General features: G+C 36.0%; 24 protein-coding genes and 1 tRNA gene. 11 read left to right on the top strand and 14 right to left on the bottom strand.

Annotated elements, in window-relative coordinates:
* The 6 genes from R2Q77_RS02480 to R2Q77_RS02455 all read left to right on the top strand — a co-directional run bounded on the left by R2Q77_RS02480 (position 1) and on the right by R2Q77_RS02455 (position 6,832).
* The gene (locus tag R2Q77_RS02480) at positions 1-744 is read left to right on the top strand and encodes an SDR family oxidoreductase (protein ID WP_316802125.1); all 744 of its coding nucleotides are present in this window, start codon (positions 1-3) and stop codon (positions 742-744) included.
* Positions 744-1,340 carry an MBL fold metallo-hydrolase gene (locus R2Q77_RS02475; RefSeq protein WP_316802124.1) on the top strand — a complete coding sequence of 199 codons (597 nt, stop codon included), beginning with the start codon at positions 744-746 and terminating at the stop codon, positions 1,338-1,340. Before R2Q77_RS02480 ends, R2Q77_RS02475 begins: the two co-directional genes overlap by 1 nt.
* 11 nt (positions 1,341-1,351) lie before the next feature.
* Positions 1,352-2,011 (top strand): acetyltransferase, encoded by a 660-nt coding sequence (locus R2Q77_RS02470; RefSeq protein ID WP_316802123.1) that lies wholly within the window; start codon positions 1,352-1,354, stop codon positions 2,009-2,011.
* A 28-nt stretch (positions 2,012-2,039) separates the two neighbouring features.
* A complete protein-coding gene (locus tag R2Q77_RS02465) occupies positions 2,040-3,170 on the top strand; it encodes a DegT/DnrJ/EryC1/StrS family aminotransferase (RefSeq protein WP_316802122.1) in 1,131 nt (376 codons plus the stop codon).
* A 102-nt stretch (positions 3,171-3,272) separates the two neighbouring features.
* Positions 3,273-5,213, top strand: coding sequence for a nucleoside-diphosphate sugar epimerase/dehydratase (locus tag R2Q77_RS02460; protein WP_316802121.1), 1,941 nt, complete (start codon positions 3,273-3,275; stop codon positions 5,211-5,213).
* A gap of 5 nt (positions 5,214-5,218) precedes the next feature.
* Positions 5,219-6,832 (top strand): gliding motility protein RemB, encoded by a 1,614-nt coding sequence (locus tag R2Q77_RS02455; protein ID WP_316802120.1) that lies wholly within the window; start codon positions 5,219-5,221, stop codon positions 6,830-6,832.
* Positions 6,833-6,911: 79 nt separating this feature from the next.
* Here R2Q77_RS02455 and dxs read toward each other — a convergent pair whose 3' ends face one another.
* Positions 6,912-8,840: a 1-deoxy-D-xylulose-5-phosphate synthase gene (gene dxs / locus R2Q77_RS02450; RefSeq protein WP_316802119.1), complete on the bottom strand. Its 1,929-nt coding sequence runs from the start codon at positions 8,838-8,840 to the stop codon at positions 6,912-6,914.
* Between the two features lie 207 nt (positions 8,841-9,047).
* Between dxs and R2Q77_RS02445 the strand changes: the two genes are divergently transcribed.
* Both R2Q77_RS02445 and glyA read left to right on the top strand, forming a co-directional pair.
* Positions 9,048-9,791, top strand: coding sequence for a segregation and condensation protein A (locus R2Q77_RS02445; RefSeq protein ID WP_316802118.1), 744 nt, complete (start codon positions 9,048-9,050; stop codon positions 9,789-9,791).
* A gap of 126 nt (positions 9,792-9,917) precedes the next feature.
* Positions 9,918-11,189, top strand: coding sequence for a serine hydroxymethyltransferase (glyA, locus tag R2Q77_RS02440; RefSeq protein ID WP_316802117.1), 1,272 nt, complete (start codon positions 9,918-9,920; stop codon positions 11,187-11,189).
* A 218-nt stretch (positions 11,190-11,407) separates the two neighbouring features.
* Here the strand turns inward: glyA and R2Q77_RS02435 are convergent, their stop codons facing one another.
* The 10 genes from R2Q77_RS02435 to R2Q77_RS02390 form a co-directional block, all read right to left on the bottom strand.
* A complete protein-coding gene (locus R2Q77_RS02435) occupies positions 11,408-12,781 on the bottom strand; it encodes a hypothetical protein (protein WP_316802116.1) in 1,374 nt (457 codons plus the stop codon).
* 45 nt (positions 12,782-12,826) lie between these two features.
* Positions 12,827-13,525 (bottom strand): ComF family protein, encoded by a 699-nt coding sequence (locus R2Q77_RS02430; RefSeq protein ID WP_316802115.1) that lies wholly within the window; start codon positions 13,523-13,525, stop codon positions 12,827-12,829.
* 21 nt (positions 13,526-13,546) lie between these two features.
* On the bottom strand, positions 13,547-14,584 hold the full coding sequence (locus R2Q77_RS02425; RefSeq protein ID WP_316802114.1) for a hypothetical protein: 1,038 nt from the start codon (positions 14,582-14,584) through the stop codon (positions 13,547-13,549).
* Between the two features lie 97 nt (positions 14,585-14,681).
* A complete protein-coding gene (locus R2Q77_RS02420) occupies positions 14,682-15,248 on the bottom strand; it encodes a hypothetical protein (protein WP_316802113.1) in 567 nt (188 codons plus the stop codon).
* A 194-nt stretch (positions 15,249-15,442) separates the two neighbouring features.
* Entirely contained in the window at positions 15,443-16,498 is a 1,056-nt protein-coding gene (gene rlmN / locus R2Q77_RS02415; RefSeq protein WP_131536293.1) for a 23S rRNA (adenine(2503)-C(2))-methyltransferase RlmN, read from the bottom strand.
* 57 nt (positions 16,499-16,555) lie between these two features.
* Positions 16,556-16,987: a DUF3995 domain-containing protein gene (locus R2Q77_RS02410; protein ID WP_316802112.1), complete on the bottom strand. Its 432-nt coding sequence runs from the start codon at positions 16,985-16,987 to the stop codon at positions 16,556-16,558.
* A 2-nt stretch (positions 16,988-16,989) separates the two neighbouring features.
* The gene (gene rluF, locus R2Q77_RS02405; protein ID WP_316802111.1) at positions 16,990-17,964 is read right to left on the bottom strand and encodes a 23S rRNA pseudouridine(2604) synthase RluF; all 975 of its coding nucleotides are present in this window, start codon (positions 17,962-17,964) and stop codon (positions 16,990-16,992) included.
* Between the two features lie 28 nt (positions 17,965-17,992).
* The gene (locus tag R2Q77_RS02400) at positions 17,993-18,520 is read right to left on the bottom strand and encodes an NADPH-dependent FMN reductase (protein WP_316802110.1); all 528 of its coding nucleotides are present in this window, start codon (positions 18,518-18,520) and stop codon (positions 17,993-17,995) included.
* A gap of 95 nt (positions 18,521-18,615) precedes the next feature.
* Positions 18,616-19,116 carry a DinB family protein gene (locus R2Q77_RS02395; RefSeq protein ID WP_316802109.1) on the bottom strand — a complete coding sequence of 167 codons (501 nt, stop codon included), beginning with the start codon at positions 19,114-19,116 and terminating at the stop codon, positions 18,616-18,618.
* A gap of 101 nt (positions 19,117-19,217) precedes the next feature.
* The gene (locus R2Q77_RS02390) at positions 19,218-19,907 is read right to left on the bottom strand and encodes a YafY family protein (protein ID WP_316802108.1); all 690 of its coding nucleotides are present in this window, start codon (positions 19,905-19,907) and stop codon (positions 19,218-19,220) included.
* A 211-nt stretch (positions 19,908-20,118) separates the two neighbouring features.
* Between R2Q77_RS02390 and R2Q77_RS02385 the strand changes: the two genes are divergently transcribed.
* Positions 20,119-22,596 carry an ATP-binding protein gene (locus R2Q77_RS02385; protein ID WP_316802107.1) on the top strand — a complete coding sequence of 826 codons (2,478 nt, stop codon included), beginning with the start codon at positions 20,119-20,121 and terminating at the stop codon, positions 22,594-22,596.
* Between the two features lie 34 nt (positions 22,597-22,630).
* Here the strand turns inward: R2Q77_RS02385 and R2Q77_RS02380 are convergent, their stop codons facing one another.
* The 3 genes from R2Q77_RS02380 to R2Q77_RS02370 all read right to left on the bottom strand — a co-directional run bounded on the left by R2Q77_RS02380 (position 22,631) and on the right by R2Q77_RS02370 (position 24,754).
* Complete coding sequence (locus R2Q77_RS02380; RefSeq protein ID WP_316802106.1) at positions 22,631-23,962, bottom strand: sigma-54 dependent transcriptional regulator; 1,332 nt, start codon at positions 23,960-23,962, stop codon at positions 22,631-22,633.
* Positions 23,963-24,029: 67 nt separating this feature from the next.
* Positions 24,030-24,341 (bottom strand): hypothetical protein, encoded by a 312-nt coding sequence (locus tag R2Q77_RS02375; protein ID WP_316802105.1) that lies wholly within the window; start codon positions 24,339-24,341, stop codon positions 24,030-24,032.
* A gap of 101 nt (positions 24,342-24,442) precedes the next feature.
* Positions 24,443-24,754: a hypothetical protein gene (locus tag R2Q77_RS02370; RefSeq protein WP_316802104.1), complete on the bottom strand. Its 312-nt coding sequence runs from the start codon at positions 24,752-24,754 to the stop codon at positions 24,443-24,445.
* Between the two features lie 425 nt (positions 24,755-25,179).
* Here R2Q77_RS02370 and R2Q77_RS02365 point away from each other — a divergent pair.
* Positions 25,180-25,252, top strand: a tRNA-Thr gene (locus R2Q77_RS02365).
* A gap of 132 nt (positions 25,253-25,384) precedes the next feature.
* Positions 25,385-26,545: an amidohydrolase family protein gene (locus R2Q77_RS02360; protein ID WP_316802103.1), complete on the top strand. Its 1,161-nt coding sequence runs from the start codon at positions 25,385-25,387 to the stop codon at positions 26,543-26,545.
* Positions 26,546-26,548: the final 3 nt, after the last annotated feature.

Raw genomic sequence — 26,548 nt, 5'->3', positions numbered from 1 at the left:
ATGAAGGAAACACTTTTTTTAACTGGGGCAACCTCTGGAATTGGAGAAGAATTAGCAATAAATTTATCTCACAAGTACAATATAGTCCTAAGTGGCAGAAATATTGAGAAGTTAGAAACTCTGAAGGCTAAATGTTCTTCAGAAAATTTTGTTTATGTTTTACCTTTAGACTTATCAGATTCTGAAAGATTAGAAAAAAATATTATTAATTTTATTTCTGAGAATCAGATTACTATTGAGAAATTTGTGCACTGCGCGGGATTTATGAAAATGGTTCCCCTTAAATTAGTGAGCCAGGATTTGATATTAGAAACCTTTAAGACAAATGTTTTTTCGGCAAATAGTATAATAAAACTTTTGATTAACAAAAGAACTAACAACTCAGCTTTAAATAACGTAGTTTTAATTTCAAGTAATATTAGTAATAGGGGGGCAAAAGCAATGAGTACTTATGGCTCTTCTAAGGCTGCTTTGGATGGGTTGATGCGTAGCTTAGCTGTGGAGTTGGCTCCTAAAGTGAGAATAAATTCAGTATTGCCCGGAGCAGTTATTACTGAAATGACTAAATCTATTTTTGAAAACGAAGAAGTGAGTAATAGGATGTCTGCCCAATATCCTTTGGGCATAGGTTTACCCAGTGATATTACTGAAGCAGTTAGCTTTCTCCTAACTGATCAATCGAGATGGATTACAGGACAGCAATTAACAGTTGATGGCGGTAGGAGCATTAATATTACAGGATAATGTTTACAGTACATAAATTTGAAAATGTACCCATAGATTCTGTAACCTATATTGTCTCCAATCCACAGAATAACCAAGCGATTATTATCGATCCAGGCACCGAAAACGATGAAAGAATTGTTGATTATTTAGAAAAATATAGTCTGCGACCCGTATTTATTATGCTTACGCATGAACATTTTGACCATATTTTGGGCGTTAATTACCTAAGAGAAAAGAATCCAACTATTTTAGTTATTTCATCTGCTAAAACGTCGGAAAGATTATCTAATCCTAAAAAGAACCTGGCTATTTTTCATAATCAAATCAATTTGATGGTTAAAGAATCGGACATTCTTGTGGAAGAGGGTAAATTTAATTATATTGATTTAGATTTTGAAATTTACAAAACACCGGGACACACGGATTCGTCAATCAGTATTAAACTCAATGATGTCTTTTTTTCAGGAGATTTTCTTTTACAAGGATCTAGAATTGTAACTAATTTACCTACAGGGTCTAAGGAGCAATATTTAGATTGTATAAACAAATACAAAGAACTATTGAGAAATTTAACCATTTATCCAGGACACGGAGAAGCGTATATTTATAAATAAGAAAGAAATTAATGAAAAAAATTATATTTATAGGTAGTGGTGCCGTTGCATCTGAAGTGATTTCTTATTTAGAAGATATTGAAAAACAGAACCCTGCCGAAAAACAGACAATTTTCGGTTTTCTAAATGATAATCAAGACGATTTTATACTGAAATCCGAAAAATATGGTTTTGATGCACCATATATGGGCACAATTTCGGAACATAATTTTTCTTCAGAGGTCGCGTATATTTTTGGTTTTGCGGATCCAAATGGGAAGAATAAAATTATAGATAAATTAAATATTACAAGCTTAAATTTTCCTAATATTATACATCCATCGGTTGTTATTGCAAAATCGGCCAAATTAGGCATTGGAAATATCATCTATCCTAATACTGTTATTGGTCCTAATTGTAAAATAGGGAATTTTAATTTGGTTACTTCGTATAGCTTTATAAGTCATGATTGTGAAATAGGCAATTATAATTTTCTATCTACGGCCGGCTTGGCGGGTAATGTAAAAGTAGGTAATAACAATTTTTTCGGAATTCGAAGTACTATTATTCCAGGGGTTACAGTTGGGGATTATAACCTTATACAAGCAGGGATGGTTCTTGATAAGAATGTGAAGGATAATGAAACTGTATTTTACAGGTTTAAGGAAAAAATTTCTATTATAAAAACATAGATTTATAATTATCATTTAATAAATAAAAATGACTAAAAAAATATGGCTTTCCTCTCCTCATATGGGAGGAACGGAACAAATATATGTACAGGAGGCATTTGATACAAACTGGGTTGCCCCATTAGGACCAAATGTTACTAATTTTGAAAATGATTTATCAAATTATCTAAATCCTGATGTTTATGTTGCAGCGTTAAGTTCAGGTACTGCAGCTCTGCATCTTGCTTTGATTCTTTTAGGGGTGGCTCCAGGTGATGAGGTTATTTGTCAAAGTATGACATTTTCTGCTTCTGCAAATCCAATAGCATATCTTGGAGCGACACCAGTATTTGTTGATTCTGAATTAGATACTTGGAATATGTCTCCAAAGTTTTTGGAAGAAGCGATAATAGATAGGATAGCAAAAGGGAAAAAACCAAAGGCTATTATTCCTGTACACCTGTATGGAATGCCCGCAAAAATGGATGAAATTTTACTAATTGCGGCTAAATACGAAATACCAGTTTTGGAAGATGCTGCAGAAGCATTAGGCTCTTCAATCCATAACCAAAAATGTGGAACATTTGGAGAAATGGCATGTCTTTCTTTTAATGGGAATAAAATCATTACTACTTCAGGTGGTGGCGCACTTGTTTCATTACAAAATGACAAAAAAGATAAGGCAATTTTTCTTGCAACACAAGCTAGAGATGATGCTCCACACTACCAGCATAGTCATATTGGCTACAATTATCGTATGAGTAATATAGTTGCGGGCATTGGCAGAGGGCAAATGGAGGTACTTGATAGGCATATTCAAAATAGAAGAAATAATTTTAAATATTATAAAAGTGAACTAAGTGGAATTAAAGAATTATCTTTTACTGAGGAACTTAAAGGATATTTTTCAAATCGGTGGTTATCTAGCATTCTTTTTGAGCCTAAAGATGGTATTACAAGAGAAACAATTCGTTTGGCTTTAGAAGTAGAAAATATTGAGTCGAGGCCATTGTGGAAACCAATGCACTTACAACCTATTTTCGCTGAGTCACCTTTTTACGGAGATGGGACTTCAGAGATGCTATTTAATAAAGGATTATGCTTGCCTTCAGGATCAAATTTAACCGAAGATGATCTTAATAGGGTAATCAAAACAATTAAAAACTTATTTAAATATTAAAACTGGCAGGATAGTTGTTTAGTATATGAAATTGGCAAAGTATATATTTACTTTTGAAGTAATTTTATACTTACCTTTATTATAAAAATAGCCTATAGTATTTTGTTTACTCAAATTAATATTGTACCCCGCTGGATCATTTTCGTAATAGACTTATGGATTTGTACATTCTCTTTGGTTTTTGCTTATAGTTTAAAGCATAACTTGGATATGACGGCTGTGGAGATTCCTGAGGTAGCCAGGAATTTACTCATTTTGGCTGTAATTAACATTGGGGTATTTTTTCACATTAAAACTTTTACCGGAATAATACGGTATACGAGTGCACAGGATTCTTTCAGGATTTTATTTGCGGTATTGGTTGCCAATGGTAATTTCTTTGTGCTTAATCTTATTTTTATCAGCTTTTTTAACGGCCCGTTAATTTCTAATACAATATTAATTACCAACGGCTTAACGAGTTTTTTGCTTCTGATTACCTATCGGGTGATGATTAAGTATTTCTTTATGTATGTAAAGAACCTGAAGCTGGATAAAAGAAAAGTTATTATTTATGGAGCTGGTGAAGCCGGCTTGGCTACAAAACGCACATTTGACCATGATGCCCGGGTTAATAAAAATATCATGGCTTTTGTGGATGATGATGAACGTAAAGTAGGTAAAACCATTGATGGTGTTAAAATATTAGACGCCAAAAATCTTGAATATTTAATTCAGCAACACCAGCTGGATGAAATTATCTTTGCCTCTTACACCATCCCTGATGAGCGCAAAGACCAGATTGTAGATTTATGCCTGGAAAATGATATTAAGATTTTGAATATCCCGCCACCGGATGTATGGACCAATGGGAAATTACAACCAGCACAAATTCAAAAATTAAATATCGAAGATTTATTGAATCGTAAATCTATTAAAATAGATATTGATGGAATTGGTGAAATGCTAAATAATAAGCGAATCCTGATTACTGGTGCTGCGGGTTCAATAGGTAGTGAAATCGTTCGCCAGTTAACTAAATTTGATGTTGGCTTAATTATTTTATGCGACCAAAGTGAAACAGCTCTGCATGAACTTTACCTGGAACTGGAAGAAAATAACCGAAATAAAAATTTTCACGCCTTTGTTGGAGATGTTCGTGATGAACAGCGAATGGACAAATTATTTAGTACTTATAAGCCACATTACGTTTATCATGCTGCGGCGTATAAACATGTACCTTTAATGGAAGATAACCCAGCTGAAGCCATAAAGGCGAATGTTTTGGGTACTAAAACCATAGCCGATAAAGCTGTAAAATATGGCGTCCAAAAATTTGTAATGATTTCTACAGATAAGGCTGTAAATCCAACCAACATTATGGGAGCTTCAAAAAGGATTGCTGAAATTTATGTTCAGTCTTTAAATAACTCTTTAAGCACTGATGGCTTTATCTTTAGCAATGGATTAAGTTACATTAACGACCTGAATGTTAAGCCAATTACTAAGTTTATTACCACCCGTTTCGGTAATGTACTGGGATCAAATGGTTCTGTAATTCCAAGGTTTAGGCAACAAATTGAAAAAGGCGGTCCAGTTACTGTTACACACCCTGAAATAACACGTTATTTTATGACCATCCCTGAGGCTTGCAGGTTAGTGCTTGAAGCTGGTTGCATGGGGAAAGGTGGGGAAATCTTCGTGTTTGACATGGGTAAATCTGTAAAAATAGTCGAGTTGGCTAAAAAGATGATTCGATTAGCGGGTTTAGAGCCTAATGTAGATGTTAAAATTGAGTATTCTGGTTTAAGGCCAGGAGAAAAGCTTTATGAAGAACTGCTTAACGACAATGAAAATACAATGACTACGCATCATGAAAAGATCATGATTGGAAAAGTTAGGGAATATATTTTCGAAGACGTAGAGAACCAGATCTATGAATTGATTTTATCTGCACGCTCTGGTAACGACAGGCAGGTTGTAATGAATATGAAAAAGCTGGTGCCGGAATTTAAGAGTAAAAATTCTATTTTTGAAGAATTAGATAAACTGATAAACGATTAATATTAATGAGAAAATATCTTTACATGGCCTTTATGGCCTTTTTTGTTTTAACATCAAAGGCGCAGGAACCAACCCCAAACAGGATTATTCCTTATGATTATCAGTTTTATCAAAAGCTGAATCCCTCAATCTATAATCAGCAATCTAAATTTCACTCATCAATTAAAGGATTTTATTCTGATGACAGCAAGTTAAGCCAACAGTATGATTCTTTAATGAATGCCGGTACAGATAGCTTAAATAAGAGAAGCTGGGTGCATAGAAAATTGTTTCAGGAGCATTTGTTGGAATTTAAAAATGAAGATTATAATATTTACGCTGATTTCCTTCCTGATTTCCAAATAGGAAGAGATGTTAGCAATAACAGAACAACCTGGCTAAATACCCGTGGCTTTCAAGTTGGAGGTAATGTGGGTAAGCAATTTTCATTTTATTTAAATGGATTTGAAAACCAGGGCAAGTTTGCCAATTATGTAAATAACTTTATTGTTCAAAATCAGGTTGTGCCAGGACAGGGTTATGGTAAGTTGGGTGCCGATAAACAAGATTGGTCATACGTTACAGCATTGCTTTCTTATACGCCAAGCAAGTATTTAAATTTTGCTTTAGGTTACGATAAGAATTTTATTGGTGATGGATACCGTTCCATGTTGCTTTCTGATGTTTCGTCAAATTACTCATTTTTCAGAGTTAGGGCAACTTTAGGAAGTGTACAATATCAAACTATATTTGCTTATATGTTAGATCCTGGAGCGCCTAAATTGGCTTCAGACAGGCGTTTGGGCGATCGTGGTAAATGGATGGCTGCACATTATGTAGACTGGAATGCAACGAATCGTTTTTCCGTTGGCTTTTTTCAGGCCGTTACCTGGGCCGATGCCGAAGTTGAAGGTAAAAGAGGTTTTGACTTTAATTATATCCACCCTTTCATGTTTTTGCGTCCTGTGGAAAGTACAAATACAACTTCTCCGGATAAGATGCGTTTAGGGTTAAACCTTAAATATGAGCTCTTAAAGAAAACCACTTTATATGGCCAGTTCATGTTTGACGAATTTACCGCGAAAGAATTTTTTGCAGGCAATGGCTACTGGGCAAATAAGTATGCCGTACAGTTTGGTGTTCGGGGATCGGATCTTTTTGCCGTTCCGGGTTTAAATTATTTAGCAGAGTTTAATACTGCCCGCCCCTATACTTATGCGCATTTCGACCGGATTTCTAATTATGCCAATTACAATCAGTCTTTAGCTCACCCTCGTGGTGCTAATTTTAGGGAGTTTTTAGGGATGTTAAATTATAGTTATAAACGTTTTGATTTTCAGGGAGAGGCCCTATATTCGAGGTATGGACTTGATCCTGATGGCATGAACTACGGTGGTGATATATTTAAAAGTTACGATACCCGTTCTGTGCAGTATGGTAGCCATATCGGACAAGGAATTACTACTGATTTGTATTATGCTAAAGGTCAGGTGGCTTATTTGCTAAATCCTAAATACAATTTGCGTATTGAGGTTGCCGGTACTTACAGAAGAGAAAGCAATACCTTAGGCGTTAATAATACAGGTTTAATTACCATTGGATTGAGAAGTACATTCAGAAATATCTATCACGATTTTTAATCGGGAGGTAGAAAATATATAAAAAAACCATCTAAGATTACTTAGATGGTTTTTTTATGCTTTTATAATTAGAAAATGGTTAGCCAACCATACTATTAGTTGTGCGTTTAATTGCAACTTTCTTTACTGCTTCTATAATTGAATTCTTATCATAACCGCATTCTGCCCATAGTTCAGGTTGTTCGCCATGTTCAATGAAATGATCTGGAATACCCAAGCGAATTACATTAGTATTATAGTTATGATCTGCCATAAACTCTAAAACAGCCGAACCTACGCCACCCGGAAGTGATCCGTCTTCAACCGTAATAACCTGTTTATATTTTGAGAATACCTCGTGAAGCATTTGTTCATCTAAAGGCTTAACAAAGCGCAAATCGTAATGTGCCGGATGATAACCTTCACTGTTTAATTCGGCGCGGGCCTCCACTGCAAAATTACCCACATGGCCTATTGTTAATATGGCCACATCCTCACCGTCACAGATTTTGCGTCCTTTGCCAATTTCCAACGCTTTAAAAGGCCTTTTCCAATCTGGCATTACGCCATTGCCACGAGGATAGCGGATTACAAAAGGACCCATGTTTTCCTGTTGTGCGGTATACATTAAATTTCTTAGCTCCTCTTCATTCATGGGCGAAGCCACTGTCATATTGGGTATGCAACGCATATAAGCAATATCGTAAGCACCGTGGTGTGTGGCTCCGTCAGCCCCTGCTAAACCGGCACGGTCAAGACAAAAAACAACATTCAGTTTTTGAATCGCTACGTCATGGATCACCTGATCGTAGGCCCTTTGCATAAAGCTGGAATAGATATTACAGAAAGGAACCAATCCCTGTGTGGCTAATCCTGCCGAAAATGTAACCGCGTGTTGTTCTGCAATTCCAACATCAAACGCCCTCGTAGGCATCGCTTTCATCATAATATTTAATGATGAACCCGAAGGCATTGCAGGAGTAATACCAACAATTTTTTCATTTGCTTCCGCAAGTTCAACCATAGTATGTCCAAATACATCCTGGTATTTTGGTGGTTGAGGCTTATCAGGAACACTTTTTTTAATCTCTCCGGTAATTTTATCGAATAAACCCGGCGCGTGCCATTTGGTTTGGTCTTTTTCTGCTAATGCAAATCCTTTACCTTTTACAGTAACACAATGTAATAGTTTTGGACCAGGAATAGCTGACAGATCTTTTATAATTGATGCCAATCGTTTTACATCATGTCCATCAACGGGACCGAAATACCTGAAATTTAAAGCTTCAAATAAATTGCTCTGCTTTAATAGCGTCCCTTTTATACTTTTCTCAATCTTTTTAACATACTTATGTGCATTTGGTCCTAATTTAGAAAGACTGGTTAGCACATTTGAAATGTCATCCCGAAAACGGTTGTATGATTTAGAGGTGGTTATACTGGTTAAATATTCTTTTAAGGCACCAACATTAGGATCGATAGACATGCAGTTATCATTTAAGATAACCAAAACATTGCTATTTTCAATTCCTGCATGGTTTAAGCCCTCAAAAGCAAGTCCGGCAGTCATTGCTCCATCACCAATCACCGCAACGTGCTGACGGTCTGTTTCGCCTTTTAATTGTGAAGCAACTGCCATGCCCAATGCGGCAGAAATAGAAGTAGAAGAATGGCCTACGCCAAAGGTATCATATTCACTTTCTGAAATCTTCGGAAAGCCACTAATGCCTTTATAAATCCGGTTTGTGTGGAAAAGATCTCTTCTTCCGGTTAAAATTTTATGTCCATACGCCTGGTGCCCAACATCCCATACTAATTTGTCGTAAGGTGTATTTAAAGCATAGTGTAAAGCAACAGTTAGTTCAACAACGCCTAAGCTGGAGCCAAAGTGACCGCCATTAATGCTCACTACATCAATAATGTATTGTCGTAACTCCTGGCTTATTTGTTCTAAGTCAGTTTCGCTAAACTGCTTTAAATCAGCAGGGTAGTTAATTTTAGATAAGAGGGGGCCAGCTTTTACTTGCATTCGGTATTTTGGTAAAAAACAAGGTACAAATTACGGTATTTTTGTTCTAATATTGAAGAAAAATCGTCTATTAAGTGTAAAGTGATGTATTCGTGTAAACAATTGTTAATGTATAAAGTTATTACAAACAACTATTTAAAATCAATATAAATCATTTACCGGGCAAGATTTATCTCTTGCTAAAAATTGCTATGTTTGTTTTTACTGATGCAGGCAGAAAATTTCGAAATAAAACTTCCGGTGTTCGAAGGTCCCTTCGATTTGTTGCTGTTTTTTATAGAGCGGGACGAGCTCAATATTCAGGATGTTGAAATTGCAAAAATCACGAATGATTTCTTAGCCTATATCCATCGCTTATTGGCTTTAAATGTTGAGGTAGCGAGCGAATTTATTTTGGTCGCGGCTACTTTGATGCGGATTAAGTCGAAAATGTTGCTCCCGAGGATAGAAATTGATGAAGCCGGAAATGAAATTAATCCGGAACTGGATTTAATAGCCCGGCTAATTGCTTATAAGCAATTTAAATCTGCAGCTGAAGCGCTAAAAGTGTTTGAAGATGCCAGGATGCAACAGGAGCGAAGGGGAAACATAGAGCACGACTTGTCATTAGCTGCCGAATCTTCTACACACCAGGATGAACTGCTGTCGCTGGATTTATATAAGCTTTTAGTCGTTTATCACCGCACCATGCAGAAATATGAATTGCGTAGCGAAGAGGTTAAACATACAGTTGTGCAGTATCCATATACCATTGAGCAGCAAAAACATTTTATTGCAAACCTGCTTGATCTTAATAAGCAGATTGACTTTGCACTGGTGTTAAAAAACTCGGACAATAAAGTTCATTTTGTTTATAATTTTTTAGCCATTTTGGAAATGCTCCAGCAGCAAATTATTGAAATTACAATAGGTAGCGGTTATAATAACTTTAAAGTGAAAGCAACTCCTTAATCTTGGAAAGATTATTCTCCAAAATGTTGAATAGTAATTACATTGTTTAATTCTATTGTCTGTTCTTCTAACGTCTCTCTCAATAAAATTCTTTACTTTTGCCAAAAAAATAGAAACCAATATAGGATGAAACGCGACACCCAAATTTTTGAACTTATTGATAAAGAATTAAGCAGACAAGAGCATGGCTTAGAACTTATCGCATCAGAAAATTTTGTGAGCAAGCAGGTTATGGAAGCTGCTGGTTCAGTACTAACCAACAAATATGCTGAAGGCTTGCCAGGAAAACGCTATTATGGTGGTTGCCAGGTGGTAGATGATATTGAACAAATTGCAATCGACAGAGCTAAAGAATTGTTTGGCGCTGCGTGGGTAAACGTTCAGCCGCATTCAGGTGCGCAGGCAAACGCTGCTGTTATGCTTGCCGTTTTACAGGCGGGAGATAAAATTTTAGGATTTGATCTTTCTCATGGCGGTCACTTAACGCATGGTTCTCCGGTAAATTTCTCGGGTAAACTTTATCAGCCATTTTTTTATGGTGTAGAAAAAGAAACGGGCCTTATTGATTATAAAAAATTAGAAGAAGTAGCCTTAGCGGAAAAACCAAAATTAATTATTTGTGGTGCTTCTGCTTACTCTCGCGAGTGGGATTATGCATTTATCCGTGCGGTTGCTGATAAAATTGGTGCTTTAGTTTTAGCTGATATTTCACATCCTGCTGGTTTAATCGCTAAAGGATTGTTAGCCGATCCACTTCCTCATTGCCATATTGTAACCACAACTACCCATAAAACATTACGCGGTCCACGTGGTGGTATGATTATGATGGGAAAAGATTTCGAAAACCCATGGGGATTAAAAACACCAAAAGGTGAAACCCGTATGATGAGTAATTTGCTTGATATGGCTGTTTTTCCAGGCACTCAAGGTGGTCCGCTGGAACATATTATTGCCGCTAAAGCCATTGCTTTTGGCGAAGCTTTAACTGAAGAGTACGGAACTTACATTAAACAAGTTGCCGCAAATGCTCAGGCTATGGCTAAAGCTTTTGTTGCTAAAGGGTACGGTATCATCTCAGGCGGAACCGATAACCACTTAATGTTAATCGATCTTCGTAATAAGAACATTACGGGTAAAGTTGCTGAAAATGCTTTAGAAAAAGCTGAAATTACGGTTAACAAGAATATGGTTCCATTTGATGATAAATCACCATTTGTTACTTCAGGTATTCGCGTGGGTACCGCTGCAATTACAACCCGCGGTTTAAAAGAAACAGAAATGGAGCAAATTGTTGAGCTTATCGATCGGGTTTTAACGAATCCAGAAGATGAAGCAAATTTAAATGCCGTTAAAGCGGAAGTGATTAAATTGGTAAGCGCTTTTCCTTTATATAAATAGATTCTAATCTTTCGGGATATACTAAAATAGCCTTGCATTAATTTGTAAGGCTATTTTTATTTAAAGGATTTCCTAAGGAATTATTCAATAAACCTACTAAAAAGTAAAGGGCCGACAATCCTTTTCAGTATATGTCGACCCTTACCATCTAAATTAACGCTCTCAAATATATAAACGTAATTCTGCAGAAATAGTTTTTTAAAAGTTGAAAAAAAATATTAATTCTCATAACAGCCTAAAGCAGAGGGAAAAATTCTTGTTTTATCTTTTAGGTCTTTATTCAGATAAAGGTTAAAATAAGAATCAGAAGTTAAATTAAGGCCCTTTTTTAAAGCCGGGCTTGCATTCGAGAGTTGAAAATTACCAGAACCAGAGGCTATAAAAATTGGATCTGCATTTAAAATATTTCCATTGGTGTTATAAATGGCATTGCTTGTTTTAATCAGGTTATTGGTAAGATTACTTTGTATTGTGGTTTTTGATTTTTGCTGAATATCCAGTTCGTTTACCAGGCTGCCCCATATAATGTTATTCGTCAGGTTTATTTGCATTTGATTATAAGCGGTAGCCGATAAGAAATCTGAAAAAGTTAAAGCTGCCGTTTTACGGGGGGAAGTAGGGTTGTAGCCAACCAATGTATTCTGTTTTAAGTTGTAATTGCCACCGCCAATGCCATAAATAATGTAATTACTACAATTATACATTAGGTTATTAAAAGCAATTAGCTCTGAATGATAACCAATATAAGCCGCAACCTGCATATTTTTAATGATGTTATTGCTCAAAATTAATTTGGGGTTTAAATTTTGAGAGAGAGAATCAGCGGTAATACCCACAGACGCATTTTTTATAAGTGCATTTTTAATGATGCCATTTCCACTGGCACTTAAATGGATGCCTTTCCATTGTCCAGGTTCATTAGCGTAGGTGTCTTCAAGCCTGTCGCTGCTAAAAATAATGGGCTCATTTAAAGTGCCAAAAGCATTTAAAGCACCTTCTATATTCATTTCAGCATCTTTGTGGAAAAATATCTTTGTGCCCGGTGTTATGGTTAAAGTTGCACCATTTTTAATTGTAACTGTTTTGCTTACTACATAGGGCAATGTACTTGACCAGGTTGTATTGGAATTAACAACGGCACTGTTAACAAAGATGGCATTTTGTCCGTAAGCCAAAAGTTGCACAACCTGCCGGTTGCCATTGGTATTCAAAATAATGGAATCCTGTACCAGAAAAGGCAAGTTAACTGTAGTTGGATTAATGGTTACTTTAATAAAAAGATTTAAGGAATCTTTACCGTTAATAATCAAATTGTTTTTTAATGGGGTGTTTTCGCCATTAATGTTGATGTTAAATGGAGAGGATGCACCGCCGGCAAGTTTAATTTCCGAAATATTTAAAGCATCATGGTTTCGGTTAAAAACTTTAATCTTCGATGTTGTAGAACCAATGGAAGTAAAAACAGTATCAAAAAGAACGCTGTCTTTTGAGAAACTCAGCCTGTAAGTTGGATCAGTAGTAATGCGTTCATTTTTCCGGCAGGCCAGTAAAAAGGATGAAGTAATTAATAAACCAAAAATTAATAAACGCATAGATCAAACTTAGATAAAATCGCGGAAGGGAACAATTCGGTTTAATTAATCTGCAAAAGCTAAAGCCGCAATACTCACCTTGGCGGCGCCATTTTTTAAAAGTATACTTGCGCATGCTTCTAATGTGGCGCCCGTTGTAATTACATCATCAACAATTAAGATGTGCTTGTTTAAAATATCCTGAGGATTGCTTAGGGTAAAAACCTCGAACATATTTTCATACCGGGTATAACGATTTTTTTTTGTCTGACTTTCCGTTTCAATATTTCGCAGAAGCACAGCCTCACTAAAGGATATCTCCAATTTTTGTGAAATGCCTGTTGCTATAAATGTACTCTGATTATAACCTCTTAAACGAAGTTTTTTAGGGTGTAAAGGAACGGGAATAATTAAATCTACGCCCCGGTATATGGGACTGGATTTTAACCTTTCGCCTAACAGATTCCCTAAAATAACTCCAACTTCCGTTTTGTTATTGTATTTCAGGTTATGAATAAGGTTTTGAACTTTTGCGCCCTTTTTAAAGTAAAGCATAGCCATTGCAGCATGTAAAGGCACTCTGCCCCAAAGTTGTCGGGCAACACGATTTTCTGCATGAATGTGGTAATCTGTAAAAGGTAAATCGTAAAGGCACTTAATGCAGATCTGGTTTTCGCTATGAACAAGCGGATGACCACAGGCGTTACACAGGTGTGGAAATAAAAGCCCGGTTAAATCATTAAACCATCTTTTTGCAGTAACCATTGTTCAGCGTTTTAAGCTAATTTAAACAATTAATTCTGTTTTAGAATTGTATTTGTTCTTCAATGAAATGTCTATTGCCCAAAAGATTAATCCATAAATAATCCAGAATACAGGTAAAGTGAAAATAAATAAAAATATGTAGCCATGCCTGTTTAAAGAAATACCACCAAGTGCCCAGTCAATTAATGAAAAGGAAGAAAAATAGACTGTATAGAAAAAAACCGGAACAAGGAATATTCCAATACCTAAAGCCCAGTTATAATTTTTTTTAAAGGATTGCCTATGCTTTTTTATTCTTTTATAATGAATAAAAGTAGCGGCCAAAGTAAAAATAACAGCAATCCCTAACGGATCAATGGCAACTAATAATCTTGCTAAGATGGGTAATTTAGGGCCAAATGAAATTTTAAGGTCTTCGTCCGGTATCTGGTTTAAAACCCACAGATATTTTTCATCATTAATTTTTGGTGTTCCAAGAGAAGTCCCTCTAATTTTTAATTCTTTTGGCAGGTTAAGCTCTATTTGGATGGGACCGAAAGATTTCCAGTATTTTGAAGGGAATAGTGCATATTCCAAATCAAAATCTCTAACAAAACCAAAATTATTACTACCTAAGGTAGCACTGTATTCTACGGTGATGATGTTGTTGCCTGCTGAAACATGGGCATTAAAATAAACTAAGTTATTCAGACTAACAATTTGCGATTCGTCCTTTTTATAAAAAATGCGGACGTACTCTTTTTCATATGGTTTTATAAAAGAATATTTGTCCAGCAAATCTTTAGTATAAGTATTCCTGAGATCTTCAATTTTAATAATTTGACCATTTAGTTTTATAACGGGTTTATTTTCTAAGTTAACTGCAATAAATAATAAAGGCAGCAGCTGGTCTTTGCTGGCATTCACCTCGTAAGAAATAACGTAATGAGCCAAATAATAATTGCGATCTGAGGTGGTATCTCTTGATATATTAATCTGGATAAATTCTTTATTTACCTTTATTTCTTTGCCAAAAAGCAGCATGGAATGCTCCGAGCCCTCTTCATAAGGCTTAGACATGTTTGCATAGCCGCAAGTGAAGGTTATTGAAAAAATAACAGAAAGTAAAGTTTTAAAAATATTAAAACTTGAAAAATAAGAATTTAGGCTGCGCTTACTATTTATTATGTTGATCATAAAACTCGAAAAAGTCGTTCAGCCTGAAAATTTTCATTAAAAAGGAATAATCCTGATTGATACTATTGTAACTTTCTATGGAAGGCTCCTTGTCATCTATATTACCCTTGCCTAAAGTTCTATCGGGTATAAACAATGCGGTAGTTACTTCGGGTTGGCCTAATAAAGAATAAATTTCACGTCCCTCTACCTGGTAAGGCTTAAATTGTGATTTCAGGTCTTTTTTAGTGTAAATGATATTATAAATAACATATTTAGATTTGGTGGGGTTAATTACACCATAAATTGTTGGGTCTAATACTAATTTTTCGTCCTTTAAATTATACTGATCGCACGTTAATTTATGATCACCCTCCGTTAATTCTATTTTTAAAAACTGGTTTGCCGCAACCTGATAAGATTTGCCATCAATCGAAACGCTTATGGCTTTAGTGGTGGGGTTATCAATAAGCGTTGATCCGTTAATTTTATTTTTCAGAACAACCTCATAATAACCATAACCTAACAGGATGATTAGGGCAATAATAATAGGCAAAAATTTTTTCATCAGGTTTTGAGGATTAATTTAAAGCTTTACGTTTATAACCAGTTATTAGAGCGCAACTACCCTATTTTTTCGTTGGCAGAAGCGCATACATTTAAACGGCTATTTCTAAGGTAAGAAAAAATTAATCATAACCATGCGGTATAAACAAATGTTTATGAGGTTATAAGCTAAAGAAAAATAAGAAAAGTTGAAACTTAGTTTTTAGCTTCTTCTTTCACGGCAAGCTGTCCACAAGCTGCATCAATGTCTTTACCTCTGCTGCGGCGAATGTTTGTGGTGATGCCCTGGCCCTTTAAATAATTGGCAAAAGCATCGATTTTATCCCCTTCAGCATTTGTGAAATCAGCAAAAGAGATAGGGTTATATTCTATCAGGTTAACTTTACAAGGAATATGTTTACAGAATTTAGCTAAATCCATTGCATCAGAAATTTCATCATTAAAGTGATTGAAAACAATGTATTCGTAAGTAACGGGATTTTTAGTTTTAGCGAAGTAATATTTAAGTGCATCGGCCAAAGCTTTTAATGAGTTTGCCTCATTAATTGGCATAATTTCATTACGCTTTTTATCATCGGCTGCATGAAGAGAAAGGGCAAGGTTAAACTTTGCACCATCATCACCGAGCTTTTTAATCATTTTGGCAATACCGGCAGTAGAAACAGTAATGCGTTTATAGCTCATGTTTAATCCATCAGGAGCCGTAATGCGCTCAATAGACTTTAATACATTCGCATAATTTAATAAGGGTTCACCCATACCCATATAAACAATATTAGTTAATGGGTTGTTGTAATTTTGCTTGGCTTGTTTATCAATTAAAACCACCTGATCGTAAATTTCATCGGCATTTAAATTGCGTTTTCGATCCATATAACCCGTAGCACAGAATTTGCAGGTTAAACTGCAACCCACCTGGGAACTTACGCAGGCTGTCATCCGATCTTCCAAAGGAATTAAAACACCTTCAACAATGTTTCCATCCGCTAAACGAAAAGTGTTTTTAATGGTATGATCGTTACTGAACTGCGAATTATTAACCTGAACCGCATTAATGGCAAAGCTTTCATCCAGCGCTTTACGCAGATCTTTGGAAAGATTGCTCATATCCTCAAAACTCGTTGCTGATTTTTCCCAAAGCCATTGATACACTTGCTTTGCCCTGTAGGCGGGTTGTTGCATAGCGGTAAAATGTTGTTGCAGTTGAGGTAAATCTAATGCACGGATATCGGTTTTTTTTGCTGTTACCATTTGCCGCAAAGATACTTAAAAAAGACGTAAGCCGAAAGATAGAAAGCTAATGTGTTGTTATGCAGGACGTAAGATTACAATTATTAAACAACTTAGTGATAAGTAAAGGCATAACGGACTATAAATTTTGCTGTCGTTTTTTGCAAAGGCCGTATTGTTAACCTTTTTAAAAAAGCCAACATACTTAAAATCACCCATTGCCCTTAACAAAAAGATACCAGCAATAAATAAAGCCCCAACATTTAAATATCGGGATGGAATAGAAAAGAAGAGAGAATGATTTCGAAAATAAATTATAAATGCGAAGAGTAATAGACCCAGGGCAACAACAAGGGTAGAGGATTTGCCAGGATTAAGCATGTGTTTACCTGCCGGAGATGTTGGAATAACTTTTTCGGCAACCCATTTTCCACCAAAGGCCCAATAAAAATGTAAAGCAGATAGAAATAAAAATATTATGGTGTTGATGTAAATCAGTACACTTTGCATGCCTATCTCTTATTTCTTGAGCCTGGTTTACCTGTCGACTTGCCTTTGGCCGGCCTTGCATTGCGGGTATTGGAGTTTCCTTTCCCGGCGGGCTTTGCTGAATTTCCGGTTGATTTTTTTGCGCCTGTTTTATGTGAAGAAGGTTTAGAAGGGCGGAAAGGTTTTTTAGCCTGTTCTTGTTTTAATTCAGGGATTTCTTCCCAAGAATTTCCTTTCTTTTTAGCCGTTTTTTTAACCTTGGTAATGCTTTCTGATGAGGACGATTTTTCAATCATTTTCATCATACTATCCATTTCTTCCGGATTAAATTCTCTCCACTCGCCCACAGGAATTCCTTTTAGGTTAATGTTCATGATCCTGATGCGTTCCAACTTGGTTACTTCATAACCAAAATGTTCGCACATACGGCGAATTTGCCTGTTTAAGCCCTGAATTAATGTAATGTTAAAAATAAAGGTACCAGTTTGTTTAACTTTACATTTGCGGGTATTTACACCAAGAATGGGCACACCATTTGCCATTCCATTAATGAAATCTTCGGTAACGGGTTTATTAACCGAAACGATATACTCCTTTTCGTGCTTATTACCGGCTCTTAAAATTTTGTTTACAATATCGCCGTTATTGGTTAAAAAAATCAATCCTGATGAATCTTTATCCAAGCGTCCGATGGGGAAAATACGTTCGCTATGGTTTACATAATCTACAATATTATCCTTAACATTAGATTCAGTTGTACTGGTAATCCCAACCGGTTTATTAAAGGCTAAAAGCACAAAGTTATCTTCTTCTTTAGGTTCGATGTTATGCCCATTAACCATTACACGGTCGCCGGCAAAAACCTGATCGCCGATTTTAGCTTTTTTACCATTGATAAACACACTTCCGCGTTCTATAAATTTATCTGCTTCGCGACGGGAGCATAATCCACTTTCGCTGATGAATTTATTTAAACGGGTTGCAGAAGAGTTGTTCATGCTGCAATTTTACGCAAATAAATTGTTTTTAGAGGTCAGTTCCGTTTATCGCTTTCATAAAATTGGCAATCTGCTTATGGAGCAATTCCAAAGTACCTTCATCCGTTACAGTAAACTGATCATTTATCCGGGTTTTGGCAAATGGAATTAACAGCGGAAATATTTCTGCTTCAATTACCGTTAAAATGGCTATTAAAGATTGAAAAGCATTTTCGCCCTGTGATGAAGCAACAATTGAAAGCACAGGTTTTTTAGAAAAAGAGGAACTGCTTACTGTCCAATCCAACACGTTTTTTAAAGAACCCGGTAAGCCCATCGCATATTCGGGCGTACATATTAAGATTCCGTTGGCCTGTTCAATCTTATTTCTTAAATCTAAGATGCTTTGCGGATAGGGGTCAATGTCTAAATCGGGGTTAAAATGCGGAACATCTGCAATGGAAGACAGGCATTCTATGTTGAAACCCACAGGAAGCAATTTGGCCACTGCTTTAATGTAAAGTTGATTGGTGGAGGATGACTTTGTGCTGCCACAAATGGCAAAAATGGTTTTCATTTGCTAAATGTAGCAAAGCGATTGTTAAGGAAGAAGGCGCAAATTACATGTCTGGCAGATTTTACATCTTTATGTTCTTTGCGCCTTTGTATTTTTTAATCAAAAGATGGGTTATCGGCACTTGGGCCATAACTTCCGGGAAGTGGAATGTTTAGTAAACGCAGGTAAACGCCTAACTGTGCTCTGTGGTGTGTAATCTGACTGAAAACCTGGCGAATCATCTCGTATTTAGTAACATCAGCCAATACCTGTTCTCCGTGTCTCAGAATCCATGATTTATTAAAATTTGATTCCGAAGCTTTTTCTAAATGTGATTTGCCATCTTCGTAACTTTTTTCGAAAAGTGCAATCAAATCTTCATTGTTTAATACCTGAGCTTCAACATAAGGTGCGGTTGCAAAATCCAAACCATCAGTTGTTAAAACCAAAGTAATCCAGGTTGGTAATTCAGCAATATGCGAAGCCAAAGATTTCATTTTCATGCTCTTTTCGTGTGGCGCCCAGCCAAATTTATCTGTAGGTACCAAAGGCAAAAACTTTCTTGTTGTTGTAGCTTCCGCTTCTAATTCGGTCAATAATAATTTAATGATGTCCATGTATTTTCGTTTTGTTATTTATTAATTTGTTATTGTTCAACAAAGAAAACAGCGGAGAGTGACAACCTTATGGCAGTCTAAAAAATAAGGTGAAAAATAAATTAATAATTAACCGGAAGCACTTTCATATATTCGCTCAAAGGCATGTGAAACTCTTTTTTAAATGGCATCCCTAAATTTTTAAGGCAAATAATACGGGTCAGGTTAAAATCGCGGTACTCATTGCGTACATGGCACCAGGCAATAAGGTGCCAGCTAAAGGCATAAAAAATTAACCCGATGGGTTCAACCTCGCGTCTGCTTATTTCTTCCTTTACATTTTTATAATCAAGCACAACAAGGTTTTTATCTGAAATGGCATGCTGTATTAAAGATATGTATTCGAAATTAAAGTTCATCCGTTCCGGAATCTGGAGCTTTATGTGTTGGTTTAAGTTTTCCAGTTTTTCTTTTTGACTTGCTTTTAAAACAGCTTTCACCTTTGTTAATGCAGTCGCATAATGTTCATTAATAGATCGGTCGGCAAAGCCGGCCACTAAACTTTCGACCAGTAAAAGTGCATTTGCTTCATCCATATTGAAAGAAATCGGTGGTAAAAAATAGCCCTGCACCAAAAAGTAGCCTTTATGTTGCTCGAAACTTACTGGGATGCCTTGTTCCTGTAACGCCTTAATATCACGATAAACCGTTCGAACACTCATATTAAAACGCGCTGAAATTTTGTCGGCAGTCATGTATTTCTTTGATTGTAACAGGGTTAAAATCCCGAAAAGGCGATCAATGCGATTCATAATATTGTTGGCTGGGTGGATAAAATTAACACAATTAATTCATCTATAAAACTAATTGTAAGGAGAAGAATAATAGAAACATTGAGCTCAGCGGTGCCCACTTTCCAGCTAATTTCTTCTGTGGTACGTTATTTGTGCAGTATATGGACAGCCCTTTTCCCCAAAAAATCGTTAAAAAATACTTTAAAGGGCGCATAATCATTAAATTTAAATGGCGGCTGTAATTCAAAAGCGTTTTTTCAGGGCAGTAAAAAGTAAAGTAATTTTCGGGTTTCTGTTTGCTTGTTTAGCGCTATTGCTGGCCTGGGGAATCAGTAAGTTTGCTTTTACACGTATGCTGAGTACAGTGGAAGAAATTTCTGCGCCAAACGATAGATTAAGAATTGTTAACGACTTATCGCATAAAATTGCCCGTTTAGACCAGTTGCAACGTGATGAAGCATTTAATAAACAGGGCGATTACAGCTTTTTAAGAGAGTCGAGAAAGTTAAGGTCGAGTTTGGATACCTTACGAAAGCTTTATGCCGGCGATTCAGCACAATTAGCCCGGATTAAATCCATTAAAAACCTGCTAACCGACCGGGATAAACAATTTGTAAATTATTTAAAGGTTAGAGAAACGCTGGTTAATACCAAATCTTTTTCTGATGAGGTACAGAAACTAAACGAGTTGGTTACCAAAAGGGCAATGCAAACGGATAGCGCAATGCTAACCACAGAAACGACAACCTCAACCACTACTGTAGCACCTGATGAAGAAGCAAAATCGCGTGGATTTTTAAGTAAACTTTTTGGCAAGAAAAAGGCCGATGTATACAAAATTATAAACGAAGAGTTTAAAGTAAAACGGGATACTTTAAATGCAAAGGCCGAAGACAGTATTATGAAGAGCATGACGGGCTCTTTAAAAAACATTGAGCAGGAACAGCGTCAGAAAAGCCAGAAATTTTTGAAAAAGGAAGCTGATCTATCCAGTGCCAGTAATACATTAACGGCGCAAATGCTGCAAATTTTGCGTGAGGTAGAAGGCGAAGCTGTTGCACAGGTAGATTTAAATGGCATACAGGCCAAGGAAGTGGTAAACGATGGGATTACCCAAATCACCGCTATTCTAATTGCTTTCTTTTTACTGACGGTGATTTTACTATACCTCATTTTATCGGATATAACAAAAAGTAACAAATACAGGAAAGAGCTTGAAGCTGCAAAGGATGAAGCAGAATATCATGGAAAGGCAAAACAACGGTTCCTGTCAAACATGAGCCATGAGATTAGAACACCATTGCAATCTATTTTAGGTTATGCCGAATTGATTAGCCAGCAGGATGCGCCCAACAAAAAAGATGTTAATGCTATTTATCAATCCTCCATTCATTTATTGCAAATTGTAAACGAAGTTTTGGATTATAACCGGATCACATCCGGAGAGTTTAGCTTTAATAATCAGGTTTTTGACATTAAAAAAGTTTTGGATGAGGTGGTTTCGGTGATGCGGCCGCTGGCAGAACAAAAATCGCTTGCATTAATTGTGGATTTAGATTTATCGGCAATTGAATTTGTAAGAGGCGATGCTTTCCGTTTAAGGCAAATCCTATTTAATTTGCTCGGCAATGCCGTTAAATTTACGTTAAAAGGGCAAATTACACTTATGGTATCCTGTAAGCAACAGGGAAATGATTTACACTTTAATTTTACGATAAAAGATACCGGAATTGGTTTTGCTGAAACCGATATTAATAAAATATTTAAGGAATTTGAACAGATTGAAACTCCCGAAAAACATTTAATTAACCAAACGGGAACAGGTTTAGGTTTAACCATTGTTAAATCGCTTATCGAAAATCAGGGTGGAAGAATTTACGTTAAAAGTAAACCTGGTATTGGAACCTCTTTTAATATTTACCTTAAATATGAATATACCGATGAACGCGTAAACGAGGCGCTGGATTTGGAGCACTATGCCATTGCAAAACCTGGAGAAGTGTGGGTAATTGATGATGATAAGTTAATTCTTGACCTCTGCAGCTTAATTTTTGAAAAGAATAAAGTTCCTTTTAAAAGCTTTAACCAGGTGGCTGATATTTTGCAGGATGAACCCGGTGAAAATTTAAAATATGTTTTGATAGACATGCGTATGCCTGAAATGTCGGGGATTGAACTTTGCCACATTTTGAAGAAAAAGCTACCGGCTGATGTTAAGTTTTTTGCCATTACGGCGCAAGTTTTACCCGAAGAAAGGGAAATTGTGTTGAGTGAAGGTTTTGATGGATTAATTATGAAGCCTTTCCGGATGGTGGATTTACTTTCTATTTTTGAAAAGACGGAAATTTTACCTGAACAACCAGAATTTGATTTGTCTTCTATTGAAAAAATGACCTTTGGCGATCAGCAGTTACTGGATAAAATATTAAACAGGTTTAAGTTAGATTGCAGAACAGATACAGCGGAGTTAAAAGAAAGTTTAGATGAAAACGATGCCGAAAAAAGCCGTCTCTTAGTTCATCGTCTTGCAGGCAGAACAGCGCAAATGGGTGCTAAAACATTGGCAACTGCTTTTCGGACGCTCGAAATTGAGGTTGACGGGAAGGGTTTAACTCAAGAAAACAGGGGCAACATTTTACTGGAACTTAAAAAACTGGAAAGCCTGATCGATTTTATGGAAGAAATGGATCGCCCTGTTTCTGTTTAAAAAACAACTTATAGGCTCCAGAATGCCCTTAGAATTACTCTATGCCATAACGTTCCATTTTACTGTATAACGTTTTTCGATCGATGTTTAGAAGTTTGGCCGCTTTAGACTTGTTGTGCCTTACTTTAATCAGGGTTTCAGTAATTAATGCCTTTTCATTAGATTCATTAACTGCTTTTAAATCTGAAGAGCTGTTTTTTGGCGTCTGCTGATGGATAGAAATCATCATTTCGTCTGGCAAGGCTTCAATTTGAGCAACTTCCGAAGGACTTAACAAAACCATTCTTTTAATTACGTTGCTTAACTCGCGCAAGTTTCCCGGCCAATCGTATTGAAATAAGAGCGCTTTTGCATCTGGAGAAATGCTTTTTACATTTCTGTCTAAATCGCGGTTAGATAACTGTACAAAATGATTGATAAATAATTCTAAATCGCCACCGCGATCCCTTAAAGCGGGCAATTGAATTTTAAATTCATTTAGTCGGTGGTATAAATCTTCCCTAAATTCGCCCTGTTGCATGCTGTTGGCCAAATCATCATTTGTTGCGGTAATGATCCGCACATTTACCGGAATTTGTTTTGTGCTTCCTAAAGGTTGGATTACCCTTTCCTGCAGTGCACGCAGCAATTTAATCTGTACTTCGTAACTTAAATTACCTACTTCATCTAAAAATAGAGTTCCACCGTCTGCGGCCTCAAATTGTCCTTTTTTGTCGTTTAAAGCACCAGTAAATGCGCCTTTAATGTGGCCAAAAAGTTCGCTTGCGGCTAAATCTTTTGATAAGGCACCGCAATCTATCGCTATAAATGGTTTATTGGATCTTTTGCTTTGTTTGTGCAAAGTTCTGGCGGCATATTCTTTTCCTGTTCCACTTTCACCCTGTATAATTACCGACATATCGGTTGGCGCTACAAGATTAATGTGTTCATATAATTTATCCGCAATTGCACTTTTACCTTTGATAAAGTCAGTATCACTATCTTTCTGTTCGGTGGTTTTTCCTTCCTTTTTTAATAAGGAATTTTTAATCACCATTAAAAGTTCATCAGGGTTTACCGGTTTGGTAATGTAATCAAAAGCACCAAGCTGAATTGATTTTACTGCAGTTCTAACATCATTAAAACTGGTCATAATAATAACAGGAATGGAAAGGCCAAGATCGCGGCTGTGTGTTAAAACCTCAAAACCCGTTCCATCCGGCAATCGGTAATCGATTAAAAGTAAATCGAATTTCTGGGCCTCAATCAATTTAAACGATTGGCGAATGTGGGTTACAAGTGTAACCTCGTGCTTATTTTTTATTAAAAAGCCTTCTAATAATTGAGCAAAAGTTGTATCATCTTCTAAAATCAGGATTCTCGCCATATACAAAAATAACAAAAGCCGGATAAAATCCGGCTTTTGTTATTAAGGTAGATGTAATATTTAAGGGTTATTGTACTGGCTTACCATCTTTGTCAATTTTTACAGAACCAGTTTCTGCTTCTTTTTTAACATTGATGATGTAATATTCTTTGGTTCCTTCTTTAGCTAACCAAGCTTCAGTAGCTGTCCAGCCTTTGTAAGTATCACCTTTTAAAGCAGTTGTAACTGGCTCAGGTAATTCTTCCAATTTAACAGGAGTTTTAGTAACACTATCCTGAACTGCAACAATTGCAGTAGTTTTTAAATCTTTAACTTCACTTGCTTGTACTGCTGTTAATCCTGCTACAGCTAATGCTGCTGATAAAATGAACTTTTTCATAGTTGTATATTTTAATTTGCCTATTTAAAGGCGGTTATAAATTAAGTTTTTGAAGTAAAGCCAGTTTCCCGGCTTTACCTAATAAATAGATGTTATTTAGTTTATTGAACTGGTTTTCCGTCTTTGTCAATTTTAACTGATCCTGTTTCAGCTTCTTTTTTAACGTTAATTAAATAGTATTCAGCTGTTCCTTCTTTTACAAGCCATGCTTCAGTAGCCGTCCAGCCTTTATAAGCATCAGATTTTAAAGCTGTAGTAACTGGCTCAGGAAGTTCTTCCAGCTTAACGGGAGTTTTTACTGCGCTATCTTGAACTGCAACAATTGCAGTAGTTTTTAAATCTTTAACTTCACTTGCCTGTACTGCTGTTAATCCTGCTACAGCTAATGCTGCTGATAAAATGAACTTTTTCATAGTATGATTTTTAAAATTTATATGTGTAACAATACTTGCTAAGGTTACATAATGATGCCAAAGCATAATTTTTATTATAAAATGCTTATTGTTAGTGTTTTATGTTTTTCATGTAAAAATAAACATGGGGAGTTTCTCCACAGAGTGTGGGTATGGGCTACAAATTATACGCATATTAAGCCGTTAATGATAAAAAAGCTTAATTGGGCGTGCCAAAAAATAAGATTAACTTTTCTTGTGGGTATAAAAAAGATAAAATTATTACTGCTTTATATGCAAAGGCGTGATGAAAATAAAATTGATATCCAATTATTTAGTCCTTTAATACAGTATTGCATTCATAAAGTTGGGAATTGGGATTCTAAAAAAAAATAATAATGAGTTTTAAAAAAGAAGTTTTTTTTCTATCATTGCAAAAAATTAAAGCCTCCTTAGCTCAGCTGGTAGAGCAACTGACTTGTAATCAGTAGGTCATTGGTTCGATTCCGATAGGAGGCTCTTTTTTACCCTTACATCATCTCTTATTCTATCGAATAATACGGCAGAAATTCTCCTCTTATACTTAATGGCAAAACATTCAGGCTAAAAATAAATTTTTTTGCTTGCGCATATTCCCCTTAATTTGTGAATATGCTTAAATACTATTCTGCCGACTGGGTTTTTCCCGTAAATCAGCCACCGATTAAAAATGGGGTTGTTGTGGTTACAGCAACCGGCGAGATTAAAGAACTACTTAGCGAAGAGCAAGCCCTTATTCAAAATTTAGCACATGTAGATAAATTAAAAGGCGCTTTGGTACCGGGCTTTATTAATACCCATTGCCATCTGGAATTATCTCATATGCGTGGAGCAATTCCGGAGCATACCGGCTTGGTAGAGTTTGTTCAATTTGTTATTAAAAGCAGGCAGAATAACGATGCTGAAATAATGGATGCCATGGAAAAAGCAGATGAGCAAATGTTTAAAAACGGCATTGTAGCTGTAGGTGACATTTCTAACCAGTCGATTTCAAAACAGATTAAAACGGGAAGCAAAATATTTTACCATACTTTTATAGAAGCTATGGGTTTTAATCCCGAAAGGGCCGATGCTATTATGGAGTATGCCAAGGAGATTAAAGCACAATTTAATCCACTACCATCATCTATAGTTCCGCACGCACCATATTCAGTATCAGAAAAGCTATTTAAATTAATTAATGAATATGCCGGAAATTCCTTTTTAAGTGTACATAATCAGGAAACGGCAGATGAAAACACTTTTTTCGAAACAAAAACGGGAGGTTTCTTAAAATTATATGAATTTTTAAATCTAAATATAGATTTCTTTCAACCCTCCGGAAAAACATCTTTAAAAAGCTGGTTGCCTTATATTAAACAAAAAACATTGCTGGTGCACAATACGGTAACAGCTAAAAAGGATGTTGAATTTGCAAACCAGCAGGCTGCAGATTTGTTCTGGTGCCTTTGTCCGCAAGCCAACCTTTATATAGAAGATAAATTGCCTGACGTACAATTATTGATCGACGAAGGTGTTAAAATAACATTGGGTACAGATAGTTTAGCCAGCAACCATCAGTTAAATATTCTGGCAGAAATGCGAACCTTGCAAATCCGCAAGCATATCGGTTTTGAAAACCTTTTGCGCTGGGCAACTATAAATGGAGCCGAATTTTTAGAACTGGATAAACAACTCGGCACCTTAGAACCTGGTAAAAAACCAGGCTTAAATTTAATTAAACTTTCTAATGAGTTTATCATAGAAAGTGATCAGGTAGAAAGGATAATTTAAAAG

It is taken from the genome of Pedobacter nototheniae, assembly GCF_032678625.1.
In the GTDB taxonomy this organism is placed as follows: domain Bacteria; phylum Bacteroidota; class Bacteroidia; order Sphingobacteriales; family Sphingobacteriaceae; genus Pedobacter; species Pedobacter nototheniae_A.
This window is presented reverse-complemented; position numbering and strand designations above follow the sequence as displayed.

Excerpts from the sequence above, each read along its gene's own strand:
- R2Q77_RS02480 (WP_316802125.1), top strand. The coding sequence starts at position 1 with ATGAAGGAAACACTTTTTTTAACTGGGGCAACCTCTGGAATTGGAGAA.
- R2Q77_RS02475 (WP_316802124.1), top strand. The coding sequence starts at position 744 with ATGTTTACAGTACATAAATTTGAAAATGTACCCATAGATTCTGTAACC.
- R2Q77_RS02470 (WP_316802123.1), top strand. The coding sequence starts at position 1,352 with ATGAAAAAAATTATATTTATAGGTAGTGGTGCCGTTGCATCTGAAGTG.
- R2Q77_RS02465 (WP_316802122.1), top strand. The coding sequence starts at position 2,040 with ATGACTAAAAAAATATGGCTTTCCTCTCCTCATATGGGAGGAACGGAA.
- R2Q77_RS02455 (WP_316802120.1), top strand. The coding sequence starts at position 5,219 with ATGAGAAAATATCTTTACATGGCCTTTATGGCCTTTTTTGTTTTAACA.
- dxs (WP_316802119.1), bottom strand. The coding sequence starts at position 8,840 with ATGCAAGTAAAAGCTGGCCCCCTCTTATCTAAAATTAACTACCCTGCT.
- R2Q77_RS02445 (WP_316802118.1), top strand. The coding sequence starts at position 9,048 with ATGCAGGCAGAAAATTTCGAAATAAAACTTCCGGTGTTCGAAGGTCCC.
- glyA (WP_316802117.1), top strand. The coding sequence starts at position 9,918 with ATGAAACGCGACACCCAAATTTTTGAACTTATTGATAAAGAATTAAGC.
- R2Q77_RS02435 (WP_316802116.1), bottom strand. The coding sequence starts at position 12,781 with ATGCGTTTATTAATTTTTGGTTTATTAATTACTTCATCCTTTTTACTG.
- R2Q77_RS02430 (WP_316802115.1), bottom strand. The coding sequence starts at position 13,525 with ATGGTTACTGCAAAAAGATGGTTTAATGATTTAACCGGGCTTTTATTT.
- R2Q77_RS02425 (WP_316802114.1), bottom strand. The coding sequence starts at position 14,584 with ATGTCTAAGCCTTATGAAGAGGGCTCGGAGCATTCCATGCTGCTTTTT.
- R2Q77_RS02420 (WP_316802113.1), bottom strand. The coding sequence starts at position 15,248 with ATGAAAAAATTTTTGCCTATTATTATTGCCCTAATCATCCTGTTAGGT.
- rlmN (WP_131536293.1), bottom strand. The coding sequence starts at position 16,498 with ATGGTAACAGCAAAAAAAACCGATATCCGTGCATTAGATTTACCTCAA.
- R2Q77_RS02410 (WP_316802112.1), bottom strand. The coding sequence starts at position 16,987 with ATGCAAAGTGTACTGATTTACATCAACACCATAATATTTTTATTTCTA.
- rluF (WP_316802111.1), bottom strand. The coding sequence starts at position 17,964 with ATGAACAACTCTTCTGCAACCCGTTTAAATAAATTCATCAGCGAAAGT.
- R2Q77_RS02400 (WP_316802110.1), bottom strand. The coding sequence starts at position 18,520 with ATGAAAACCATTTTTGCCATTTGTGGCAGCACAAAGTCATCCTCCACC.
- R2Q77_RS02395 (WP_316802109.1), bottom strand. The coding sequence starts at position 19,116 with ATGGACATCATTAAATTATTATTGACCGAATTAGAAGCGGAAGCTACA.
- R2Q77_RS02390 (WP_316802108.1), bottom strand. The coding sequence starts at position 19,907 with ATGAATCGCATTGATCGCCTTTTCGGGATTTTAACCCTGTTACAATCA.
- R2Q77_RS02385 (WP_316802107.1), top strand. The coding sequence starts at position 20,119 with ATGGCGGCTGTAATTCAAAAGCGTTTTTTCAGGGCAGTAAAAAGTAAA.
- R2Q77_RS02380 (WP_316802106.1), bottom strand. The coding sequence starts at position 23,962 with ATGGCGAGAATCCTGATTTTAGAAGATGATACAACTTTTGCTCAATTA.
- R2Q77_RS02375 (WP_316802105.1), bottom strand. The coding sequence starts at position 24,341 with ATGAAAAAGTTCATTTTATCAGCAGCATTAGCTGTAGCAGGATTAACA.
- R2Q77_RS02370 (WP_316802104.1), bottom strand. The coding sequence starts at position 24,754 with ATGAAAAAGTTCATTTTATCAGCAGCATTAGCTGTAGCAGGATTAACA.
- R2Q77_RS02360 (WP_316802103.1), top strand. The coding sequence starts at position 25,385 with ATGCTTAAATACTATTCTGCCGACTGGGTTTTTCCCGTAAATCAGCCA.